22 protein-coding genes are annotated in these 21,033 nt (G+C 61.7%); 10 read left to right on the top strand and 12 right to left on the bottom strand.

All coding sequences use genetic code 11. The features are described 5' to 3' along the window. Positions 1-71: 71 nt before the first annotated feature. From KGB29_RS19125 to KGB29_RS19115, 3 genes are all read right to left on the bottom strand, one after another. Complete coding sequence (locus tag KGB29_RS19125; RefSeq protein WP_046043248.1) at positions 72-941, bottom strand: oxaloacetate decarboxylase; 870 nt, start codon at positions 939-941, stop codon at positions 72-74. Positions 942-1,083: 142 nt separating this feature from the next. Next, positions 1,084-2,118, bottom strand: coding sequence for an arginine N-succinyltransferase (gene astA, locus KGB29_RS19120; RefSeq protein WP_150815007.1), 1,035 nt, complete (start codon positions 2,116-2,118; stop codon positions 1,084-1,086). Positions 2,119-2,167: 49 nt separating this feature from the next. Then, positions 2,168-3,184, bottom strand: a complete 1,017-nt coding sequence (locus KGB29_RS19115) for an arginine N-succinyltransferase (protein ID WP_150815008.1) — start codon at positions 3,182-3,184, stop codon at positions 2,168-2,170. Positions 3,185-3,748: 564 nt separating this feature from the next. On the opposite strand from KGB29_RS19115, the gene KGB29_RS19110 reads away from it, so the two are divergent. Beyond that, positions 3,749-4,321, top strand: coding sequence for a histidine phosphatase family protein (locus KGB29_RS19110; RefSeq protein WP_150815009.1), 573 nt, complete (start codon positions 3,749-3,751; stop codon positions 4,319-4,321). Next, positions 4,321-5,076, top strand: coding sequence for a precorrin-6A synthase (deacetylating) (cobF, locus tag KGB29_RS19105; RefSeq protein ID WP_150815010.1), 756 nt, complete (start codon positions 4,321-4,323; stop codon positions 5,074-5,076). The genes KGB29_RS19110 and cobF overlap by 1 nt, the downstream gene beginning before the upstream one ends. 130 nt (positions 5,077-5,206) lie before the next feature. On the opposite strand, the gene ftrA is transcribed toward cobF, so the two are convergent. Further along, positions 5,207-6,169: a transcriptional regulator FtrA gene (ftrA, locus tag KGB29_RS19100; RefSeq protein ID WP_150814344.1), complete on the bottom strand. Its 963-nt coding sequence runs from the start codon at positions 6,167-6,169 to the stop codon at positions 5,207-5,209. Positions 6,170-6,270: 101 nt separating this feature from the next. On the opposite strand from ftrA, the gene KGB29_RS19095 reads away from it, so the two are divergent. Then, positions 6,271-6,705 carry a rhodanese-like domain-containing protein gene (locus KGB29_RS19095; protein ID WP_150814345.1) on the top strand — a complete coding sequence of 145 codons (435 nt, stop codon included), beginning with the start codon at positions 6,271-6,273 and terminating at the stop codon, positions 6,703-6,705. Positions 6,706-6,833: 128 nt separating this feature from the next. Here KGB29_RS19095 and KGB29_RS19090 read toward each other — a convergent pair whose 3' ends face one another. Then, on the bottom strand, positions 6,834-7,475 hold the full coding sequence (locus KGB29_RS19090) for a type 1 glutamine amidotransferase (protein WP_090456347.1): 642 nt from the start codon (positions 7,473-7,475) through the stop codon (positions 6,834-6,836). 330 nt (positions 7,476-7,805) lie between these two features. Between KGB29_RS19090 and KGB29_RS19085 the strand changes: the two genes are divergently transcribed. From KGB29_RS19085 to KGB29_RS19075, 3 genes are all read left to right on the top strand, one after another. Next, positions 7,806-8,585, top strand: coding sequence for an ABC transporter substrate-binding protein (locus tag KGB29_RS19085; protein ID WP_090456345.1), 780 nt, complete (start codon positions 7,806-7,808; stop codon positions 8,583-8,585). Between the two features lie 203 nt (positions 8,586-8,788). After that, positions 8,789-9,901, top strand: a complete 1,113-nt coding sequence (locus KGB29_RS19080) for a succinylglutamate desuccinylase/aspartoacylase family protein (RefSeq protein ID WP_150814347.1) — start codon at positions 8,789-8,791, stop codon at positions 9,899-9,901. A 211-nt stretch (positions 9,902-10,112) separates the two neighbouring features. Further along, positions 10,113-10,829: an alpha/beta hydrolase gene (locus KGB29_RS19075; protein WP_150814348.1), complete on the top strand. Its 717-nt coding sequence runs from the start codon at positions 10,113-10,115 to the stop codon at positions 10,827-10,829. A 3-nt stretch (positions 10,830-10,832) separates the two neighbouring features. On the opposite strand, the gene KGB29_RS19070 is transcribed toward KGB29_RS19075, so the two are convergent. Both KGB29_RS19070 and KGB29_RS19065 read right to left on the bottom strand, forming a co-directional pair. Continuing rightward, positions 10,833-11,399, bottom strand: coding sequence for a hypothetical protein (locus KGB29_RS19070; RefSeq protein WP_150814349.1), 567 nt, complete (start codon positions 11,397-11,399; stop codon positions 10,833-10,835). 138 nt (positions 11,400-11,537) lie between these two features. Further along, positions 11,538-12,332: a hypothetical protein gene (locus tag KGB29_RS19065; RefSeq protein WP_150814390.1), complete on the bottom strand. Its 795-nt coding sequence runs from the start codon at positions 12,330-12,332 to the stop codon at positions 11,538-11,540. A gap of 167 nt (positions 12,333-12,499) precedes the next feature. Between KGB29_RS19065 and KGB29_RS19060 the strand changes: the two genes are divergently transcribed. After that, on the top strand, positions 12,500-13,030 hold the full coding sequence (locus KGB29_RS19060) for a chalcone isomerase family protein (RefSeq protein ID WP_150814350.1): 531 nt from the start codon (positions 12,500-12,502) through the stop codon (positions 13,028-13,030). Positions 13,031-13,276: 246 nt separating this feature from the next. Here KGB29_RS19060 and KGB29_RS19055 read toward each other — a convergent pair whose 3' ends face one another. From KGB29_RS19055 to KGB29_RS19045, 3 genes are read right to left on the bottom strand one after another with little or no spacing between them, the layout of a single operon-like run. Continuing rightward, positions 13,277-14,458 (bottom strand): acetyl-CoA C-acetyltransferase, encoded by a 1,182-nt coding sequence (locus KGB29_RS19055; protein WP_102672648.1) that lies wholly within the window; start codon positions 14,456-14,458, stop codon positions 13,277-13,279. Positions 14,459-14,469: 11 nt separating this feature from the next. Beyond that, positions 14,470-15,135, bottom strand: a complete 666-nt coding sequence (locus KGB29_RS19050; protein ID WP_008021761.1) for a CoA transferase subunit B — start codon at positions 15,133-15,135, stop codon at positions 14,470-14,472. A 36-nt stretch (positions 15,136-15,171) separates the two neighbouring features. Next, a complete protein-coding gene (locus KGB29_RS19045) occupies positions 15,172-15,870 on the bottom strand; it encodes a CoA transferase subunit A (protein WP_034150336.1) in 699 nt (232 codons plus the stop codon). Between the two features lie 175 nt (positions 15,871-16,045). Here KGB29_RS19045 and KGB29_RS19040 point away from each other — a divergent pair, with 175 nt between their 5' ends. Further along, positions 16,046-16,942, top strand: a complete 897-nt coding sequence (locus KGB29_RS19040; protein WP_150814351.1) for a LysR family transcriptional regulator — start codon at positions 16,046-16,048, stop codon at positions 16,940-16,942. Between the two features lie 120 nt (positions 16,943-17,062). Here the strand turns inward: KGB29_RS19040 and KGB29_RS19035 are convergent, their stop codons facing one another. Together KGB29_RS19035 and KGB29_RS19030 are read right to left on the bottom strand one after the other, a co-directional pair. Next, on the bottom strand, positions 17,063-17,905 hold the full coding sequence (locus KGB29_RS19035) for an NAD-dependent protein deacetylase (protein WP_150814352.1): 843 nt from the start codon (positions 17,903-17,905) through the stop codon (positions 17,063-17,065). Positions 17,906-18,044: 139 nt separating this feature from the next. Then, on the bottom strand, positions 18,045-19,091 hold the full coding sequence (locus KGB29_RS19030) for a class I SAM-dependent methyltransferase (protein WP_154862055.1): 1,047 nt from the start codon (positions 19,089-19,091) through the stop codon (positions 18,045-18,047). A gap of 465 nt (positions 19,092-19,556) precedes the next feature. On the opposite strand from KGB29_RS19030, the gene KGB29_RS19025 reads away from it, so the two are divergent. Both KGB29_RS19025 and KGB29_RS19020 read left to right on the top strand, forming a co-directional pair. Continuing rightward, positions 19,557-20,399: a DUF692 domain-containing protein gene (locus KGB29_RS19025; RefSeq protein WP_150814354.1), complete on the top strand. Its 843-nt coding sequence runs from the start codon at positions 19,557-19,559 to the stop codon at positions 20,397-20,399. After that, on the top strand, positions 20,392-21,033 hold the full coding sequence (locus KGB29_RS19020) for a DUF2063 domain-containing protein (protein ID WP_223616471.1): 642 nt from the start codon (positions 20,392-20,394) through the stop codon (positions 21,031-21,033). Before KGB29_RS19025 ends, KGB29_RS19020 begins: the two co-directional genes overlap by 8 nt.

The raw sequence follows: 21,033 nt of genomic DNA, 5'->3' as shown, positions 1-21,033 counted from the left end.
AGATTTGTGTTCAACAGAAATCCATTGTGGGAGCGAGCTTGCTCGCGATGGCGGCGTGTCGGTTTAAACCGTCATTCCTTCACGCTCATGAACTCCTCCGCGAAGCGGATGTATTCCTCGGGTTGCGTATAGGTGTGCGTCAGCTCGGTGGCGCTCAGGTCCGACGTCTGGGTGAGGATCTGGCGTTGTTCGCGCAGGCTGTCGTAGGTCGCCTTGATCGCGGCGAAGTACGCGCCATGGCCGTCGATGGTCACGCGCACACCCAGTTCGGCCAGGCGTTTGTCATCGCGCAGCAGCGGGTTGCCATAGGTCACCAGCATCAGCGGCACGCTCAGGTGCTCGGCGATCTGCTCCAGATGGTCGAAGTCCTTGATGCCCACCATGCAGATCCCGTCGGCGCCGGCGCTCTGGTATTGCCGGGTGCGGCTGATGATTTCCTGCACCGGCAGAATCCCGGCATGGGTGCGGGCGATGATTGCCATTTCCGAATCGCAGCGGGCTTCGAGCGCCGCGCGGATCTTGCCGACGCCTTCGGCGACCGTGATCAGGTCGGTGGATTTACGGCCGAACTGCGCGGGCAGCAGGGTGTCTTCGATGGTCAGCGCAGCCACGCCCGCACGTTCGAGTTCGACGATGGTGCGCATGACGTTGAGCGCGTTGCCGTAGCCGTGGTCGGCGTCGGCAATCACCGGCAACTGGGCGACACGGCCGATGCGAGTGGCCTGTTCAGCGAATTCGCTGAGGGTGATCAGGGCAAAGTCAGGGGCGCCCAGCACTTGCAGCGATGCGACCGAACCCCCGAGGATCCCGACTTCGAAGCCCAGGTCGGCGGCGATGCGGGCCGACATCGGGTCGAAAACCGAGGCCGTGTGGTAGCAGGTGTTGGAGGCGAACAGTTGGCGAAAATTGCGGCGCAAATCTTGATGGGAAAGCCTGGACATATGAGTTCCACCAATGGAATGGAAGGGCTTGAGCAAAAGTGTCAACGCCGAAGGAATAAAAGGCTATCACGCGCGCAAGGGGAGAATGATGACGAATTTGCTGGGTCAGTCCGATTGACATCGCCGCGATGGAACTGATAGATCACGCCGCCACGGCCTGTTGCCGTTGGTCAAGCAGCGGCACGGCGCGCACCGAGTCTGCGGGTTGCAGCTGCAGGCGCTTGGCGGTCAGGCGATCAACCACCAGGCTGTTGCCTACCTGTCGGGCCGGGGCACAGGTAATGCGACAGTTTTCCAGGCGGCGGTTGTGAATCAGCCAGAGGGGCGCTTTATCGTCCGGTGAGCCGATGGCCAGTGACAGCGGTCGGCTGTCGCGCACGGTGCGGATCCCGGAAACCGGGGCTTCGATGACCGGTCCGCCGTCGAAGATATCGATGTAACCCTGGTGGGCAAAGCCCTCGGCGCTGAGGATTTTCAGGGCCGGCTCGGTATTGGGGTGGGCCTTGCCGATCACCGCCCGGGCCTGTTCGGTGAGCAGGCAGGTGTACAGCGGCTGGCGCGGCATCAGTTCGGCGATGAACGATTTGTTGCCCAGCCCGGACAAGTGATCGGCGTGGCTGAAATCCATCTTGAAAAAGTGCCGGCCGAGGCTGTCCCAGAACGGCGAACCGCCTCGTTCGTCGGCACTGCCGCGTAATTCGGCGATGAGCCGGTTGCCGAACAGCTGGGTGAACTCGGCCACAAACAACAAGCGCCCGAGGGAAAGCAAACGGCCGTTGCTGCCCTGGCGCTGATCGGGGCGCAGGTACAACGAGCAGACTTCCGATTGCCCGGTCAATTCATTGCTCAGGAACAGGGTCTGGATCTGGCGCTGGATACCCAGGTCCGCCGAAGCGCTGACCGTCAGTCCGACCCGGTAGTTGTACCAGGGCTCGCGCAGACCGACGCCCCCCGTCAGGGCGCTGACGCCCACCACTTGCTGCTCGTCATCCTCGAGCACGAACAGGTAATCGGCATCGGCCCGGTCGACCTGTCCGGCGAAGGTGCGTTGGGCCCAGCGAATCCGGTAGGCCAGGCGTTCTTCATCGGCCGGCAGGCTGGTAAGCCCAGGAATGGCCTGCCGCACCAGCGTGAACAAGGCGGGCAGGTCGGTGATCTGGACCGGACGGACAATCATGGGGCGGTTCCTTGTGCGCGGGTGCTCGGGCGTTGAGTCTGGCGGGTGTTCACAGGGCCACCAGCCGGACGGGGCTGCCCTCGGTCACCTTCAGCGCCGTGCACATGGCGGCGTCAAGGGTCACGGGTTGTCCGGGGATGTAATCAAGATCGGCGACGATGGCTCGGTAATCCTTCAAGGACTCGTTGCTCACCAGAAAGCGGCCGCGGGTGTCGATCACCGGGCCAGGCTGCGTTATGCCGCACTGGCTGTGGGCGATGGAGCGAATACCCGAGGTGCGCGCATAAAGCGTCGGGCCTCCATCGAACAGATCGATGTAACTGTTGGTTTCGAAGCCTTCCCGTTCGAGGATATCGAAGGCTTCCTGGCCATCGGGGTGGATGCTGCCGATGCAGTCCTGTGCCGCCTGGGGCAGCATGGGCACGTAGATCGGATACTGCGGCATCAGCTCGGCGAGAAAGGTGCGGCTCTGCAGACCGCAAAGCCGTTCGGCCTCGACGTAGGGCAAGTCGAAGAAATGCTTGCCCACGGCGTCCCAAAATGGCGAGTGGCCTTCATCACTGCTGTAGCCGACGATCTCGGTGATCACCGTTTCGGAAAAACGCCGGGCGTGGGCAGCGATGAACAACAGGCGCGCCCGCGACAGCAGTTCGGAATGTGCGCTGCGCACTCGCGCGGCATCGATATGAAAGCCCCGCAGCAAGGTGTGACCACTGAGGTCGTGACACAACGACAGGGCCGGTACACCGTGCTCGATGTTCAGTTCCCGCGAGGCGCTGGTGAAGTGCCGGTTGCGCAGGCTGTAGAACGGCTCGTTGTAACCCGCCGTGGCGAGGATTTCCGAGCAGCCGGCCAGGTGCCGTGTCGTCAGGTCTTCGAGTACAAAGAAATAGTTTTCCGGGCCATGAGCCTGCACGTCCTTTTCGAACGAGGCACAGGAATCGAGGATTTTTCCGCGCAACCGTTCGCTATCGTCGGGCAGGGACGTGACGCCCACGAGGCTTTCACGGGCCAGCCTCTGCAACTGGGGCAGGTCGGCTAACTCGACTGGACGCAAGACCAGCATGGAGACACTCCTGTATCAAACGATTCGGCGGCTTGAGCCGAACCTGACTATCACTGTCGGTTTTTCCACACATTAAATCGGTGGTCATCTGAACGTTGTCAGGCGCCACGCTTTTTCTTATCGGATGTTTCTTGGGATGGACCGCATTAAACGAGGAGCAGGCGGTTCGGTCGGAGGTGGTGCCTGGCCAGGCGCTTGGATCGGGTATTCGAGTAAAGGCATCCGGGCTCCTGCTGGATGAGTGTGGCACGTGTTTTAACAATCCGTTGAAAGGAGTATTTAATCATCGCGTACTGCCTGTCTAGTGAATTTTCGCGTGGTCTGCTCGTGCCCGGAAAAGGTGCGAAGTGCCTGTACTACGGGGCTACGCCGATGTCGTAAAGTCTTGTAGGCGATTGCCTGCATTGCGGTCAGCCATGACAGAAAGTCTTGCAGGAAATGACTGAAGGAATCCGTTTCAAACAGGAAAATTAAACACCACCCGGGCCTGCTTTCTTGCGGCACAATTGCGCGATGGCGGTCACCTGACGCCGTCGTTTCTTTCCATCCCTGGAGTGATTGCTGGTGCAGGCAACCCGTTTAACCCTGATTTGCCACGCTCGAACCGTCGCACAGAAATTGGCGCGCTTTCCTCTGGACGAGCCTCTGGAGATGGATTGGCAAGCGCTCAGGCTTTCCCGTTGCAATCAGTTCAAGGGCGCTCCACGTCTTGTCTGTGGTCCGGAGTTGCGCACCCGGCAAACCGCTGGACTGTTCGCCAGCGCGCCGCAGATTGTCGACGCCTTGAGGGACTGCGATTTCGGGCGCTGGGGCGGTGAGCGCATCGGCGATCTGCAAAAAACCGAAGCCCAGGCGCTCCAGCATTGGCTGGACGACCCGGCTTCGGCCCCCCACGGCGGTGAGTCGCTGGTGCAACTGGGCGAGCGGGTGGGTGCCTGGCTGACAACCTTGCAATCGACGCCGGGGCACATCGTTGCCGTTACTCATCCCTTTGTCATCCGCGCCGCGCTGACGCAAGTGTTGCAGGGGGGCGCGTCCAACCTGATCGACGTCGAACCCCTGTCGGCCATCGAGTTGAGGTTCCATGACCGCTGGCGGCTGCGCTTTCCGGGCATCGATCCCGAGGACCTGCTGTGATGAAAAAACTCCTGGTCATCGGCATCGGTGCCGGCAACCCCGACTACATCACGATGCAGGCCGTGAAGGCGCTGAATCAGGTCGATGTTTTTTTTCTCATGGACAAGGGCCAGAGCAAAGACAAACTCATCGATCTGCGCCGCGAAATCTGCGAGCGCTACATCACCGGCCACGACTACCGTTTTGTCGAAGCCCACAGCCCCGAGCGTGAGCGCGGTGAGGTGGACTACAAGACCAGTGTCGACGACTTGAACCTGGCCAAACAACAGACCTTCGAACGGCTGATCAATGAAGAGCTGTCCGACAGCCAGTGTGGCGGTTTTCTGGTGTGGGGCGACCCTGCGCTGTACGACAGCACCATCCGTATCCTTCAGGCGATCCAGGCCTCGGGCGTCTGTGGGTTCGAGTTCGAGGTGATTCCCGGGATTACCAGCGTCCAGGCATTGGCGGCACAACACAAAGTGCCGCTCAACCAGATTGGCCGCTCCGTTGAAATCACCACCGGCCGGCGCCTGGCGGCAGGGCAGGTGAGCGATGCCGACAGCCTGGTGGTGATGCTCGATGCCCAGGATGCTTTCCATCAGGTGGTGGATCAGGACACCGAGATTTACTGGGGGGCCTATCTGGGGACGCCGGATGAAATCCTGATCAGCGGCAAGCTCAAGGATGTCGCGGATGAAATCGAACGGGTGCGCAAGGCGGCGCGGTTGGCCAATGGCTGGATCATGGATACCTATCTGCTGCGAAAACCCTGATCAGTCGGTGATCGGGCTGACGCCTTCGCGAGCAAGCCCGCTCCCACAGTGGATCTTCAGTGTTCACACCATCGGTGTGGGAGCGAGTCTGCTCGCGATTGGGCCTTGAAGGTCAACCGAAGGTAAAGTGTTACCCCCCACGCCCAAACCGCTCCCGATACACCGAAGGCGGCACGCCAACCACCGTTCGAAACGCCACCCGGAAACTTTCCACCGAGCGATAACCACAGCGTTCGGCAATCTGCTCGGTGTTCTGGTCGCTGCTTTCCAGCAGTTCACGGGCCCGGCCCAGACGTTCGTGCTGCAACCAGGTTTTCGGTGACTGGCCGCTGGCTTCGGTGAAGCGGCGCAGGAAGGTGCGTTCGCTCATGGCGGCTTCGCTGGCCAGGTCGCGCACCTCCAGCGGCTCGTGCAAACGCTCACGTGCCCACTGCATGACGCGGGAAAGATTGCTGCGCGGTGCAGGACTGACCGGCGTCGGAATGAATTGCGCCTGGCCACCGCTGCGTTGCGGCGACATGACCAGGCGTCGCGCCACGGAGTTGGCCACCTGGGTGCCGAAATCCCGCGCCACCAGGTGCAGGCAGGCATCGATGCCTGCCGCGCTGCCGGCGGAGGTGATCAATTGGCCGGAATCGACATACAGCACGTCCGGGTCCACGAGGATGCCGGGAAACCGCTCGGCCAGTTCCGAGGTATAGCGCCAGTGCGTGGTCGCACCGTGCCCGTCGAGCAGCCCGGTGGCGGCGAGGACGAAAACACCGGAGCAGATCGACAGCAACCGCGCCCCTCGGGCATGGGCCTGGCGCAAAGCAGCGATCAGTTCTGCTGGCACCGTGGCGCTGCGGTCGCGCCAACCGGGGATGATGATGGTGCGGGCATCGGCGAGCAATTCCATGCCGCCATCGGCGAGTACCTGGATGCCGCCCATGGCCCGCATCGGACCTTGATCGACCGCGACGATACGATGCTCGTACCACGGAAAATCGAATTCAGGTCGTGGCAGGCCGAAGATCTCCACGGCAATGCCGAACTCGAACGTGCACAGGCCGTCGTAGGCCAGAATCGCGACCATTCCTGGGGTGGGTTGCATTTGGCGGAAAGTTCCCGGTTAGTGTCTTGTGCGCCACTGTAGCCGCAAGTGGCTGGCGGATAAAGTCTTTCCACACCCACCACCTCTTTGGAGTACAGCCCATGACCAGCCTGGTTCGCGAAATTTCCGCCGCCCCATCGGCCATCGCCCTGATGCATTTCAGTAACCGTCTGACGTTCGAAACCGACTGTTCTGACGTCTACGGCAGCCAGCAGGCTGGCGAAGTCGATTTCATTCTGGTGGATGTACGGGGGCCGCTGGCGTTCGAGCGCGGGCATGTACCGGGAGCGATCAACATTCCCGGGCGCTTGCTAAGCGCCGAAGGTTTGGCGGGTTATCCGAAAAACAGCCTGTTTGTGGTCTATTGCGCCGGGCCTCACTGCAACGGCGCCAACAAGGCGGCGGTGAAACTGGCGGCCCTGGGTTATCCGGTCAAGGAGATGATCGGCGGCGTGACAGGGTGGCTCGATGAAGGGTTTGAGTTGAGTGTCGGGGTGCCGCGGCCGGTGAATGCTGTGATCGGTTGTGAATGCTGATATCCAGACACCATTGATCATTGTGGCGAGGGGGCTTGCCCCCGTCGGGTTGTGCAGCAACCCTCTGAAATAGTCGGGAGCGCTTCGCACTCCAACGGGGGCAAGCCCCCTCACCACAGGTATGTATTTCAGCGAAAGGAAGCGGCCGCCCACCACTCATCCAGTGTCGCCTGCAACCACGCCAGCACATCGGCGTAGGCCGCATCGTCCTGCGGCCCTCGGGGCAACGGCGACTCATCGCCAAAATGCGCATTGAGCAGGGCCACCGACTCGGCGTTCCACTCCGGGTGAAACTGCAACCCCAGCCGCGCCGGCCCGGCGCGGTACATCTGCTGCACACAGTGCTCGCTGCTGGCCAACAGTTGCGCGGCAGGCGGCAGGTCGATGGCGTCTTCGTGCCACTCCAGCACTTTCAGCGTTTTCCCATCGATAAAGGTCACGGTGGTCCATCCGGTTTCGGTCCGGTCCATCCGCCGTACATTCCCGCCCAGGCTCAACGCCAGCAACTGAGCCCCCAGGCATATGGCGAACACGGCCGCGTCCTGATCCAGCGTGCCTCTGAGCCATTGCCGTTCGGCTTCCAGCCAGGCCGGGCCGGCATCGGATTCATAAGGCCCGCCCAACAGGATCACGGGTTCGGCGCTGACGGGCGGCAATTGGCCGAGGTCGGCGCGAAACACCTTCAGCGTCAGCCCACGGGATTCGGCCCAGATGGCGATGGCGCCCGGACCTTCGGCGCAGTGGTGCTGGATCAGGTTCAACGTGGGCATCACGCTACTCTCGATGGGACGCAAGGGCGCTCAATGTGCCGCAAAACACCGGGCATCGCCAGCCGTCCCATTCTGTCGGATGGAGCCGGAAAGTCTGTAGGTCTGGTGTGAAATTGCGATATGTCTGACAGACTTTGCACCGTCATGGCGCGTTCACCTCGATGCCTCTCTCCGCGCGCCACTTTTCTATAAATAATTGTCGCCTCGACGTAATTTGCCCTCCTGTAGCCGCTCTAGACTGCCGGCCACTTCGGTTCCCGCTCACGAAGCGATGACCGAGCGCTGCCAATCGAAGCTGCCAATAAAAGCCTCCGCACACAGGAGTTAAAAATGAAGAAGCTAGTGATGTTCGGTGCCCTGGCACTGTCGATGTTGTCCCTGACCGCCGTGGCCGAAGACGCCAAGCCGATCCGCATCGGTATCGAAGCCGGCTACCCGCCATTCTCGATGAAAACCCCTGACGGCAAACTCACCGGTTTCGACGTGGATATCGGCGATGCGCTGTGCGAGCAGATGAAAGCCAAGTGCACCTGGGTCGAACAAGAGTTCGACGGCCTGATCCCAGCGCTGAAGGTCAAGAAAATCGACGCCATCCTGTCGTCCATGACCATCACTGACGACCGCAAGAAGAACGTCGATTTCACCATCAAGTACTACCACACCCCGGCGCGCTTCGTGATGAAGGAAGGCAGCGACGTCAAGGACCCGCTGACCGAACTCAAGGGCAAGAAAGTCGGTGTGCTGCGCGCCAGTACCCACGACCGCTTCGCCACTGAAGTGCTGCAACCGGCCGGGATTGTCCTGGTGCGCTACGGCTCCCAGCAGGAAGCCAACCTGGACATGGTTTCCGGCCGCATTGACGCGCTGCTGGCCGACTCGGTCAACCTGGACGACGGTTTCCTGAAAACCGACGCCGGTAAGGGTTTTGCCTTCGTCGGCCCTGAGTACAACGATCCGAAATACTTCGGCGGCGGCGCAGGCATTGCCGTGCGCAAGGGTGATAAGGAACTGGCGGACAAGTTCAACACCGCCATCACCGAAATCCGTGCCAACGGCAAGTACAAGCAAGTGCAGGACAAGTACTTCAAGTTTGACGTTTACGGCGAGTAAGCGAGCGGGCTGAAAAAATGGCAACCGTCAGACGCGGTTGCCATTTTTTTTGTGCAATCATTTTCAGCGCAGAGAGACCTGTGGGAGCGGGCTTGCTCGCGAAGGCGTCGGTACATTCAACATCGATGTTGCCTGATACGACGCTTTCGCGAGCAAGCCCGCTCCCACAGGTGATCTCACCGTGCAGACATCAGGAGTTTCCCATGCAACGCATCGACCACCAGCTTCCCTGGAGCCACCTGGGCAGCGAGCGCACCCTCAGCGTGTTTCGTTATGGCGCGGGCACGCGCAAGGTGTACATCCAGGCCAGCCTGCACGCCGACGAATTGCCGGGCATGCGCACCGCCTGGGAGTTGAAAAAACGCCTGGCCGAACTTGAACAACAGGGACAATTGAAGGGTGTGATCGAACTGGTGCCGGTGGCCAATCCCATTGGCCTCGACCAGCACTTGCAAGGCAGCCACATGGGGCGTTTCGAGCTGGGCAGCGGCAAGAACTTCAACCGCTCGTTCGTCGAACTCAGTGCGCCGGTGGCCGCGTTGATCGGTGATCGTCTCGGCAGCGATGCCCAGGCCAACATTGCGTTGATTCGCCAGACCATGGGCCAGGTCCTCGACAGCTTGCCGGCAGCGGCATCGCAGCTGGAAGCCATGCACCGCCTGTTGCTGCGCCATGCCTGCGACGCCGACATCACCCTCGACCTGCATTGCGATTTCGATGCGGCGATCCACATCTACGCGTTGCCGCAGCACTGGCCGCAGTGGCAATCCCTGGCGGCGCGTTTGCAGGCCGGCGTGGCGTTGTTGTGTGAAGACTCCGGCGGCAGCTCGTTCGATGAATCCTGTTCTTCGCCATGGTTGCGCCTGGCCAGGGCGTTCCCGGCGGCAGCGATTCCACCGGCCAACCTGGCGACCACCCTGGAACTGGGCAGCATGGGAGACACCCGCGTCAATCAGGCCCAGGCCAATTGCGAGGCCATTCTCGGGTTCCTCGCCGAGCAGGGATTCATCTCCGGCACCTGGCCGGCGGCACCGGCCGAATGCTGTGAAGGCATGCCATTCGAAGGCACCCAATACCTGTTCGCCCCGCATCACGGCGTGGTCAGCTTCCTGCGCGAGGCTGGGGAGTGGGTGGAGAAGGGCGATGCACTGTTCGAGGTGGTCGACCCGTTGAACGACAAGGTCACCACCGTGCAGGCCGGCACCAGTGGTGTGCTGTTTGCCATCGACCGTGGGCGCTACACCCAGCCAGGCAGCTGGCAGGCGAAGGTCGCCGGGCGTGAGCCGATTCGGGTGGGCAAGTTGATCAACGACTGAACCAGGAATTTTCTTTGTCTGTACTGGCCTCTTCGCGAGCAAGCCCGCTCCCACACTGAATCGTTGCTGCACACCTATTATGTGTTCACTGAAGATCCAGTGTGGGAGCGGGCTTGCTCGCGAAGGCGGCATCGGCCACGCCTGAGATGTTCCTGTCTACTGCACAGTGTTAGGCTCTTGCGCGAATCCTGCATTCAGTGAAGGAAGACCCATGTTGAAGATTCTCGCGCTGCTCACGCTCCTGATATCCACCGCTGTCCACGCCCAAACTCCGCTGCAAACCGATCTACCGCTCAAGTACCTGGCCCAGGCCAGCGCCGATTCGAACCATCAACCCCTGGTGATTTTTCTCCACGGTTACGGCAGTAACGAGCAGGACCTGTTCGGCATCAAGGATGACTTGCCCGCGTCCTACACCTACCTGTCGGTGCGGGCACCCTTGGTGATGGAGGCGGGCAGCTATCAGTGGTTTCGCAAGAAGGGCGAAGGGGCCTACAACGGCGAGACAGATGATCTGAAGTCCAGCGGCCAGTTGTTGCTGGATTTCGTCGCACAGGCCACGAAGAAATATCACACCGAACCGGAGAAGGTGTTCCTGGTCGGCTTCAGCCAGGGCGCGATCATGACCTACGAAACAGGCCTGCGGCATCCCGAGGCGCTAGGCGGGATCGCTGCGTTGAGCGGACGGATTCTGCCGGTGCTCAAGTCCGAGCTCCAGCCGGATGAAAAACGCCAGTCGCTGGCTATTTTCATCGGGCATGGCGAGCAGGACAAACGCCTTCCCTACAGCGACGGTACTGAAGCCAACAGCCTGCTGCAGAGCGTGTCACTCGAACCCGAGTTCCACGGCTACCCCGGTGTCGGTCACAGCATCAGCGCCGACGAGATACAGGACTTGAGCGCCTGGTTGCAGCGTCTCAACCCCTGACATTCATTTTCCGCTGACGATCTGCTTGACCAGGGTTTCGTGGGCCGCCATGTCGCCGGGGCGGGAAATCACCTGGATTACCGCCATGCGTGTGCCGGAGGCGGCCATTAGCGTGGTGGTGAGGGTCATGCCACCGCCCTGCGTGGCGGTGCCGTCGATCTGGCGCAGGCCCAGCCCGGTTTTCTGGGTCAGGGCTTTCTCGCTGAGCTTGTTGTAGTCGGGCAGGGATTTGTGTTGCGCCGCATCGAAATCGGCCACGGTGCCGTCGAGGAACCCGCCGTCGTTGTCCTTGACGCTGATACCGTTGGGTAGAGTGTTTTCAGCGGCGATCACCACGGTCTTGGTGGTTTCATTGCTGTAGAGGGTGCCGCTGGCACCGTCCGGGCTGGCCGGCAGCGGGTTGGCGACGAAACCCTTGGGCAGGTTGAAGGTGAACTTGCTGCCGAGCATGGAGACTTTATGGGCGGGCGTATCGCTGGAAGTGGCCTTGGCGGCCTGCGCATTCAAAGCCCCAAGGCCGGTAGCGGCTGCCAGCAGCAGTACAAGGGCTTTTTTACTCAACAATGACATTGGAATCTCCAGGGATGGGCGCGCGGTGGGGCGCGATCATCCCATGGAGGTTGCGATGCATTCCAGCGTGCTCTACCCAGCGGTCACCTTGGCTGAACACCCACCTATGCTCAGGGCCGCTCGATGAGCTGATGCAGCTTAGCGTTTGATGGCTGCTCTTTGAGTGTCAGTCGCCGGGCCGGCTGGCCGCGCCAGCAGGCGTTTGGTCACGCCCAACATGGCCACCGACACCGCGACGCCCAGCACAAAAGCGTTCATTCCCATCGTCGGCAGGGCCAGGGCCAACACCAGGCAGAAGGCGGCGAACGAGTACATGCCGGTGGCAGTGGCGCGCAGCAGCGCGGCGGTAAAGGCCGGGCCACGGGTTTGCTGGGAGAACACCGCCATCACGCTGCCCAATACGGGGAACACTGCCAGCAGGCCGCTCCAGCGGTCACCGACGGTGCTGGCCAGCAGTGTCACCACCAGGGTGAGCAATGCACCGGCCACCATGCGCAACAGGAGCTTGTCGGATTTCGGCGCCGGGCCACTGAGCACGGGTTGCACAGTGGGGAACAGGTACGGTGCGGCGAGCAGGGCGGTGGCGGCGGCGCACACCGAAAACACCAGGGAGGCCGGGATTAACGACAGGACAACCGCCACCAGTGCCCAGACCGACAGCGAGATCAACAGCGCCAGCGGCCATCCGGCCCGTTGTGCGACCTGGGCGTAGCTCACGCAAAACGCAATCATCGCGAACATGGCTGACAGCGCGGCGGTGGCCGATTGCGCAGCGAACACCTGGCCTTGTTCGAGGGCGAGGAACAACAGGATCGGCCCGACCACCACCGGCAACCCCGACAACCAACCGGCCACGCTCGGCCCCCAGCGTTTGCCAGCCAGGGAAATCAGCAGCAGGAAGCCTGGGATCACCAGCAGTTTGAGGATCAACACGCGCACGTCTCCGACCTTGTGAGGTGGCAACGGTAACATTGCAGCGGGTAGATTGCTTTATGTGTATGTAGATTTTGTATACAAAAATTGAGATTTTCGGGGATTCTACGAAAGGATCTTTTGCGCAAACGTTTTATCAAGGCATCCCACGATGAGGACAGCTCACCTTGAAACGCCAACGTTCACCCCTGCGCCATGGTCTGTGGCTGCTTGTCTTGCTGAGCTGCCAGGCCATGGCCAATTGGCAGGACTCGCTGCCCGGCGCGCAAATCCTCGGCAGTGGTGAGTTTCGCAAGTACGGCTTCGATGTCTACAGCGCACGGCTCTGGAGTACTTCGCGACCCCTGGCGAACGATCAGCCGTTCGCCCTGGAGCTGATCTACCAGCGCAGCATTTCCCGTGATGACCTGGTGAATGCCAGCGTCAGGGAAATCAAGCGACTCACCGGCACTTCGGTCAGTGCCGAGCAACTGGCGTTCTGGCAGGTGCAGATGCAACAGTCGTTCGTCGACGTACAGGCCGGCACGCGGCTGACCGGTGTCTATCTGCCGGGGCAGGGCGTGCGGTTTTTTCTCGGCCAGCAGCTGCTGCGTGATGTGAAGGACCTGCAATTCGCCAAGGCGTTTTTTGCCATCTGGCTCGATCCGCGTACCGGCAACCCTGAGTTGCGTCAGCAGTTGCTGGGCGTGGCGCCGTAAACTTTGCGATGATCCGGGCCTCATCGCGAGCAAGCTCGCTCCCACAGTGTTTGGCGGTGTGGCTCCATTTTGTGACCAGTACAAAAACCTGTGGGAGCGGGCTTGCTCGCGAAGAACGATGACGCGGTCTAACTGAAAAAAACGCAGGCAAAAAAGAACCCGGTGCGACTTGCATCGCACCGGGTGTTTTTCCAGGCGGTCACGGATCTTCGTGGGTCCCCGCGCCGTCTGTTGAACGCTGTTGGCTTAAGCCCGTTCGAGCGCCAGTGCCACGCCCTGACCACCACCGATACACAGGGTGGCGAGGCCTTTCCTGGCGTCACGCTTGAGCATTTCATGCAGCAGGGTCACCAGCACGCGGCAACCCGAGGCACCGATCGGGTGACCCAGGGCGATGGCGCCGCCGTTGACGTTGACCTTGTTCAAGTCCCATTCCAGGTCCTTGGCCACGGCCAGCGATTGCGCGGCGAAGGCTTCGTTGGCTTCGATCAGGTCCAGCTGGTCGATGGACCAGCCGGCCTTGTCCAGGCAGCGGCGGGTGGCCGACACCGGGCCGATACCCATGATTGCCGGGTCGACGCCTGCGTTGGCGTAGGCGGCGATTTTTGCAAGGACTGGCAGACCCAGGGCCTTGGCCTTTTCGGCGCTCATCAGGATCACGGCCGCGGCACCGTCGTTCAGCGACGAAGCGTTACCGGCGGTCACCGAACCGTCCTTCTTGAAGGCGGCTTTGAGTTTGCCCAGGGATTCGGCGGTGGTGCCGGCCCGTGGCTGCTCGTCGGTGGCGAAGGACAGCGGATCGCCCTTGCGCTGCGGGATCAGGATCGGCGTGATTTCATCGACGAAGCGCCCGGCTTCGATGGCGGCCACTGCTTTCTGCTGCGAGGCGGCGGCGAAGGCGTCCTGCTGCTCGCGGCTCAGGCTGTATTTCTCGGCCAGATTCTCGGCGGTGATACCCATGTGGTAATCGTTGAACGCGTCCCACAGGCCATCGCTGATCATGGTGTCGACGATTTGTGCGTGCCCCATGCGCAGGCCGGTGCGGGCACCGGGCATGACGTAGTTGGCCAGGCTCATGTTTTCCTGGCCACCGGCGATGATCACCTCGGCATCGCCGCAGCGAATCGCCTGGGCACCCAGGTGCAGGGCCTTGAGACCGGAGCCGCAGACCTTGTTCAGGGTCATGGCGGGTACGGCGAAGGGCAGGCCGGCCTTGATTGCGGCCTGGCGCGCAGGGTTTTGCCCGGCGCCGGCGGTCAGCACCTGGCCCATGATCACTTCATCGACTTGCGCAGGATCCAGGCCGGTTTGCGCCAGCAGCTGACGGATCACCGCAGCGCCCAGGTCGACGGCGGACACATTGGCCAGCGAACCCTGGAAACTGCCGATCGCGGTGCGCGTGGCGGCAACAATGACGACTTCTTGCATGGAATGATTCCTCACTGGGCAGCGAACTGCATTTCCGGCACGTGGTCCGGCACGATCAGTTTACCGGCAGTCTTGGCGACGATCTCTTCGACGCTGACGCCCGGCGCACGTTCTTTCAGGATGAACGCGCCGTTTTCGATTTCCAGGTAGGCCAGGTCGGTCAGTACACGCTTGATGCACCCGGCGCCGGTCAGCGGCAGGCTGCATTGGGACAGCAGCTTGGACTCACCATCCTTGGATGCGTGGGTCATGATGACGATGATGTTGTCTGCGCCGGCGACCAGGTCCATCGCGCCGCCCATGCCCTTGACCAGTTTGCCGGGGATCATCCACGAGGCGATGTTGCCTTGCACGTCCACTTCAAAGGCGCCCAGCACGGTCAGGTCGACATGACCACCGCGGATCATCGCGAAGGACTCGGCCGAGGAAAAGATCGAAGCACCGATACGTGCGGTCACGGTTTGCTTGCCGGCGTTGATCATGTCGGCATCGATGGTGTCTTCAGTAGGAAAAGGACCCATGCCCAGCAAGCCGTTTTCCGACTGCAGCATGACTTCCATGCCTTCAGGGATGTAGTTGGCGACCAGGGTCGGAATGCCGATGCCCAGGTTCACGTAGAAGCCGTCCTGCATTTCGCGGGCGACGCGTTGAGCCATTTGTTCGCGGGAAAGTGCCATTGTTTTTATTCCTTCATTCGGTCCGGGGGCAGGGGATCACTTACGCACGGTGCGCTGTTCGATGCGCTTCTCGAACGTGCCGCAGATGATCCGGTCGACGTAGATGCCTGGGGTGTGGATCTGCGCCGGGTCCAGCTCGCCGGGTTCGACGATTTCTTCGACTTCGACCACGGTGATCTTGCCGGCGGTGGCCGCCAGCGGGTTGAAGTTCTGGGCGGTGTGGCGATAGATCACGTTACCGAAATGGTCGGCTTTCCAGCCTTTGACGATGGCGAAGTCGCCGGTGATGGATTCTTCCATCAGGTACTTGCGACCATGGAATTCGCGGACTTCCTTGCCGTCGGCGACAGGCGTGCCAACGCCGGTGGCGGTGAAGAACGCCGGGATGCCGGCGCCACCTGCGCGCATTTTTTCAGCGAGGGTGCCTTGGGGGGTCAGGGTGACTTCGATTTCGCCTTTGAGCAGTTGCTCTTCGAACAGCTTGTTTTCGCCGACGTAGGACGCGACCACTTTGCTGATCTGGCGGTCGGTCAGCAGTACGCCAAGGCCGAAACCGTCGACGCCGCAGTTGTTGGAAACCACGGTGAGGTCGCGAGTGCCCTTGCGCTTGATCTCGTTGATCAGGTTCTCCGGAATCCCGCACAGGCCGAAGCCGCCAGCGATCACGGTCATGCCGTCTTCAAGACCTGCCAGAGCTTCCTCGTAGGAACTCACGCGCTTGTCGAAACCTGCCATATGCACCTCTTTTATTCTTTGTGGGCGGCTGGCTAGCCGAATGGGATGGAGTGTCTCGCTGTCAGATTAATTTGTTAAGTTGTTTTTTAGAGCGGATTGATTGATAAAGCTCAATAATGTGCTGCCCAGTCTCTTGCAGCTTAGAACCTGTAGCTTACAACCGGAGCGTCGCCCCATGACCGTCAAGCAGATCCGCGCCTTTCTGGCCGTGGCCCAGAGCCTGAGCTTTGCCGTGGCCTGCGAGCGCCTGCACCTGTCGCAATCGGCCCTGAGCCTGACCATCAAGGCGCTGGAGGAGGGCCTGGGCGGGCGCTTGTTCACCCGCAACACGCGCAACGTGGCACTCACCGCCGAAGGCGAATCCCTGGTGCCGCTGGCGCGCCGGTTGATCGCCGACTGGGACAATGCCGAGGATGAACTGCGTCAACGCTTCACCCTGCAGCGCGGTCGCGTGACCCTGGCGGCGATGCCGTCGTTCGCCGGCAACCTGCTGCCGCCGATCCTCAAGACCTTCCGCGCCCGTTATCCGAATGTCAACGTGACGGTCAATGACGTGATCAACGAGCAGGTGCTGGAAATGGTCCGTGACCGCCAGGTGGAGCTGGGAGTGGCCTTTGAACCGACCCAGAGTTCGTCGCTGCAATTCACGCCGTTGTACATCGACCGTTTCGTCGCGGTGGTGCCTCTGGATTCGGCACTGGCCGAGCTCGATGACATCGACTGGCAGACCCTGCTCAAGGAGCCGTTCATTACCTTGCAGCGTCCGTCCACTGTGCGAGTCATGCTTGAAGAGCATCTGCAGGCCCGCGGGATGAAGCTGCCGGTGGAATTTGAAAGCCATCAACTGGCGACGGTCGGGCGCATGGTCGCCAGTGGCCTGGGCGTGAGCGCGGTGCCGGCCTTGTGCGCGGGGCAGATGCGTGAACTAGGGGCGCGTTGCATCACCTTGCGCGACCCGGTGGTGGAGCGGGCGCTGGGGGTGTTGACGTTGCCGGGGGGCGAGCTGTCGGCGGCGGCGCAGGCGATGTTTGATGTGCTGAAAGAGGAAAACCTTGGGCAGCGATTTTCGTGAGTTGTATGGGGGACCTTGTGGGAGCGAGCTTGCTCGCGATGAGGCCAGCACATCCAGACAGTTTATTGGCTGATCCACCGTCATCGCGAGCTAGCTCGCTCCCACAGGGATCGGGTTTCGTCAGTTGCCAAGTAGCTTCGCCAATATTGGCAACAAGCGCTCGCACGACCCCTCGATCTTCAAGTCCAGAATCTCGTCCGCCCGGGTCTTGCCCAGGTTGATCGCAATCAACGGCTTGCCCTGATCCACCACCGCCCGGCACAAGCGAAACGCCGAGTAAGCCATCAGCGACGAGCCGACCACCAACAGCCCGGCAGCCTGTTCGACGGCGGCCATCGCTTTCGCCGCCGTGGCCTGTGCGACGTTCTCGCCAAAAAACACCACATCCGGCTTCATCCGTTCCCCGGCGCAATGCGGGCAGTGCGGGACCTGGAAGCGTGCCTCAAAGGCCGGGTCGAGCAAGGTGTCGCCGTCCGGCGCTTGCACCGCGTCGACGCCGGCCAGGTAGGGGTTCTGTGTTTCCATCAAGTGCTGGATCGAATCGCGCTCGCTGTGCCGGCCGCAATCCAGGCACAACACCCGGTGCAGACTGCCGTGGAGTTCGATCACGTCACGGCTGCCGGCCTGGTCGTGCAGGGTGTCGACGTTCTGGGTGATCAACCCTCTGATCTGCCGCGTGCCTTGCAAGCGCGCCAGGGTGTCGTGGGCTTCGTTCGGCTGCGCCAGACGCACCCTCGGCCAGCCGAGCATCGCCCGCGCCCAGTAGCGTCGCCGGGACTCCGGGGCCGAGAGAAACTCCTGGTACATCATCGGCTGCCGGCCCCGTCGCACGCCCTGGCTGTCGCGATAGTCCGGGATGCCCGAAGGCGTGCTGATGCCGGCCCCGGTCAGCACGGCAAACGGCTGATCCGCCATGAGCTGATGGAGGCGATCGAGTTGGTCACGGGTCTGGCGGTCGAGCATGCCGGGAAACCTGTAGGAGCGAGCCTGCTCGCGATGGTCGTCAACGTTAACACTGTTAGCCTGACACCCACGCGCCGTGATCGCGTTTATCGCGAGCAATCGAGCGTCGACCGGCTGCTCCTACAGATGGCGACGGAGATTATTTACGCGCCTCCAGGATCAGGTTGAACGGTGTTTCCGTGGCCCGGCGGAAACGGGTGAAACCGGCCTCGCTGAACACCTTGCGCAAACGCGCTTCACCGGCCTGGGCACCGAGGCCGAGGCCGACTTCCTGGGACAGCGAATTGGGCGTGCAGATGAAGGTCGACGCCGCGTAGAACAGGCGACCGATCGGGTTGACGTTGTCGTCGAGCAAATCGTTGGCGTAGGGCTCGACCAGCAGCACCGTGCCGTCGTCCTTCAACGACTCATAGGCATGCTTGGCCGCGCCCACCGGGTCGCCCATGTCATGCAGGCAATCGAAGTAGCAGATCAGGTCGTAGTCGCTGCCGGGGTAGCTTTTGGCCGTGCCCTGGAAGAACCTGGCCCGGCTGGATACACCCCCTTCTTCGGCCCGTTGGGTGGCAACGGTAACGGACGGCGCGTGGTAGTCGAAACCGACGAAGCGCGAATCCGGAAACGCCTGGGCCATGATCACCGTCGAGGCGCCATGGCCGCAGCCGATGTCCGCCACTTTGGCCCCGGCTTCCAGTTTGGCCACCACGCCGTCGAGGGCCGGCAACCATTCGGCGACCAGATGGGCTTTGTAGCCGGGGCGGAAGAAGCGTTCGGTCCCGCTGAACATGCACGGATGGTGATCGCCCCAGGGCAGGGCGCCGTTGCCGCGCATGGCGTTGACCAGTTTGTCCTTGTCATGGAAAAACGACGCGACCACGCCGATCCCGCCCGCCACATAAACCGGTGAGTCTTCTTTTGCCAAAGCCATGGCCTGCTCTTCGGGCAGGCGGAACTGGCCGTCCTGGTGTTCCATGTAGCCTGAGGCGGCGTGGGCACTGAGCCATTCGCGCAGCAGGCGGGTGTTGCAGCCGGTTTTCTCGGCAAGGGTTTCAGGGGTGATGGGCTGACTGTCGGCCATCGCCCGGTACAGACCGAGTTCTTCGCCGAGGATGACGTTGGCGAGCATCGCCGCGCCGCCCATGTCATTAACCAGTTTGCCCATGAAATCGTTGAGTCTGGCCTCGTCCATCATGTGTGCTCCTTCAGCAGGATCACGGTCCAGAGGCATTGTCTGGCGAGGGGGCGCCACTGGGCGGTGGTCGTGGGAATGTACAGGGCACCAAGCGGGCCCTGTGTGCAGTAAGTTTAGTTCGGGCCTTGTGCCGCGCGGTCTGGCGCGACGAAAGCAACGTTTTTTCTGCCGGTACACGACCCTGTGGGAGCGGGCTTGCCCGCGAAGAGACCGGCACATTCAAAAGAGATATTGGCTGACCCACCGCTATCGTCGGAACGCCGCCCGGACCAAGCCCGCTCCCACAGGTATCGGCAGTGCCCGCAAGGATCGTGTGTATCCCACTGTATCCAGACCCCTTTTCGACACAGTGACCTCTAATTCCGGCCCCAGCCGAACACAGTCCTGATACACCCCTTCGATTAACTCTGTCTCATGGCGGGCACCGGCTCGCGTCCTTGAACATCTTGTGAGATCGACACCATGCAGACCTCCATTCCCCCCGTAGCCAAGGCCAGCGCAGGGCTTGGCCTGCGTCGCGGTTTACTCAAAGACCTCCAGGCCGCACCAGCAGGCGATTTCGACTTTCTGGAAATCGCACCGGAAAACTGGATCGGCATCGGCGGTGCCCACGGCGCGGCATTGCGGGCCCTGGCGGAACGCTATCCATTGTCCTGTCACGGTTTGTCCCTGTCCCTCGGTGGGCCGTCGGCGCTGGACGTCGGTTTTTTGCAGGAAGTCCGGGTTTTTCTCGATCACTACAACGTGCCGCTCTACAGCGAGCATTTGAGCTATTGCAGCGATGACGGTCACCTGTACGACCTGTTGCCGTTGCCTTTTACCGAAGAGGCGGTGCACCACGTCGCCGCGCGTATCCGTCAGGCCCAGGACATTCTCGGGCGACGCCTTGCGGTGGAAAACGTCTCTTACTATGCCGCGCCTCAACAGGACATGGACGAGGTGACCTTCACCAATGCCGTGCTGCGCGAGGCCGATTGCGACCTGTTGCTGGACGTCAACAACGTGTACGTCAATTCGATCAACCACGGCTTCGATCCGCAGGCGTTCCTGGCTGGCATCGATTCGGGGCGGGTGGTGGCGATGCACATTGCCGGGCATTTCGATGAGTCTGACACCTTGAAGATCGACACCCATGGCGCTTCGGTCAAACCGGCGGTGTGGTCGTTGCTGGCCCAGGCTTATGCCCGGTTCGGTGCGCAACCGACCTTGCTGGAGCGGGATTTCAACTTTCCCGTCTTCGCTGAACTGGTGGCGGAATTGCAGACCATTCGCCGCCTGCAACAGGAGGGCGTGAACCGTGGGTAAGTCGAGTCTTTTGCATCAGCAAACCACCATGGGCCTGTACCTGCGCGACCCTGAACGCAACGGGCCACCCACCGAAATGGACCCGGCGCGGGCCCTGGTTTATCGCGATCTGGTGTTCGCCAACCTGTCTTCGCTGCTCAGTGGCACCTTTCCGGTGTTGGTGAAGATTCTGGGTGACGAGCACTGGCGTTCGCTGGTGCGGATCTTTCTGCGGGACTACCGCGCCCGCACGCCGAAATTCGGTGAGATCGCCCAGGAGTTTGTCGAGTTTCTCGCGGCCGGGCCTCAGGCGTTAAGTGATGGGCCGTGGCCGCCGTTCATGGTGGAGCTGGCGCATTACGAGTGGGTGGAAATGGCGCTGCAACAGTCTGACGCGGAGCTTCTGGTGGGTGGTGATGCCGCGTTGCTGCTGGATCGGCCCTTGCGGGTGTCGCCGCTGGCCTGGCCGTTGGCGTATGCCTGGCCGGTGCAAAGGGTGGGGCCGGATTACCAGCCTGATGTGGCGCCTGCTCAGCCGACCTTGTTGCTGGTGCGTCGCGCCGAGGACTGGAGTGTGAGGTTTTCTGAATTGAGTCCGTTGGCGTGGCGGTTGTTGCGGCAGTTGCATGGGGAGGGGGTTGTTGGTGTTGGTTGA

This window comes from Pseudomonas sp. BF-B-30, assembly GCF_019956305.1.
GTDB lineage: Bacteria > Pseudomonadota > Gammaproteobacteria > Pseudomonadales > Pseudomonadaceae > Aquipseudomonas > Aquipseudomonas jessenii.
Note: the sequence above shows the minus strand (reverse complement) of the source record. Positions and strands in the feature narration are given on the sequence as shown.

Excerpts from the sequence above, each read along its gene's own strand:
- KGB29_RS19090 (WP_090456347.1), bottom strand. The coding sequence starts at position 7,475 with ATGCCCACGTTGAACCTGATCCAGCACCACTGCGCCGAAGGTCCGGGC.
- KGB29_RS19070 (WP_150814349.1), bottom strand. The coding sequence starts at position 11,399 with ATGTCATTGTTGAGTAAAAAAGCCCTTGTACTGCTGCTGGCAGCCGCT.
- astA (WP_150815007.1), bottom strand. The coding sequence starts at position 2,118 with ATGATTGTCCGTCCGGTCCAGATCACCGACCTGCCCGCCTTGTTCACG.
- KGB29_RS19080 (WP_150814347.1), top strand. The coding sequence starts at position 8,789 with ATGCAACGCATCGACCACCAGCTTCCCTGGAGCCACCTGGGCAGCGAG.
- KGB29_RS19025 (WP_150814354.1), top strand. The coding sequence starts at position 19,557 with ATGCAGACCTCCATTCCCCCCGTAGCCAAGGCCAGCGCAGGGCTTGGC.
- KGB29_RS19075 (WP_150814348.1), top strand. The coding sequence starts at position 10,113 with ATGTTGAAGATTCTCGCGCTGCTCACGCTCCTGATATCCACCGCTGTC.
- KGB29_RS19125 (WP_046043248.1), bottom strand. The coding sequence starts at position 941 with ATGTCCAGGCTTTCCCATCAAGATTTGCGCCGCAATTTTCGCCAACTG.
- KGB29_RS19035 (WP_150814352.1), bottom strand. The coding sequence starts at position 17,905 with ATGCTCGACCGCCAGACCCGTGACCAACTCGATCGCCTCCATCAGCTC.
- KGB29_RS19095 (WP_150814345.1), top strand. The coding sequence starts at position 6,271 with ATGACCAGCCTGGTTCGCGAAATTTCCGCCGCCCCATCGGCCATCGCC.
- KGB29_RS19045 (WP_034150336.1), bottom strand. The coding sequence starts at position 15,870 with ATGGCAGGTTTCGACAAGCGCGTGAGTTCCTACGAGGAAGCTCTGGCA.
- KGB29_RS19050 (WP_008021761.1), bottom strand. The coding sequence starts at position 15,135 with ATGGCACTTTCCCGCGAACAAATGGCTCAACGCGTCGCCCGCGAAATG.
- cobF (WP_150815010.1), top strand. The coding sequence starts at position 4,321 with ATGAAAAAACTCCTGGTCATCGGCATCGGTGCCGGCAACCCCGACTAC.
- KGB29_RS19040 (WP_150814351.1), top strand. The coding sequence starts at position 16,046 with ATGACCGTCAAGCAGATCCGCGCCTTTCTGGCCGTGGCCCAGAGCCTG.
- KGB29_RS19055 (WP_102672648.1), bottom strand. The coding sequence starts at position 14,458 with ATGCAAGAAGTCGTCATTGTTGCCGCCACGCGCACCGCGATCGGCAGT.
- ftrA (WP_150814344.1), bottom strand. The coding sequence starts at position 6,169 with ATGCAACCCACCCCAGGAATGGTCGCGATTCTGGCCTACGACGGCCTG.
- KGB29_RS19085 (WP_090456345.1), top strand. The coding sequence starts at position 7,806 with ATGAAGAAGCTAGTGATGTTCGGTGCCCTGGCACTGTCGATGTTGTCC.
- KGB29_RS19030 (WP_154862055.1), bottom strand. The coding sequence starts at position 19,091 with ATGGACGAGGCCAGACTCAACGATTTCATGGGCAAACTGGTTAATGAC.
- KGB29_RS19115 (WP_150815008.1), bottom strand. The coding sequence starts at position 3,184 with ATGCTGGTCTTGCGTCCAGTCGAGTTAGCCGACCTGCCCCAGTTGCAG.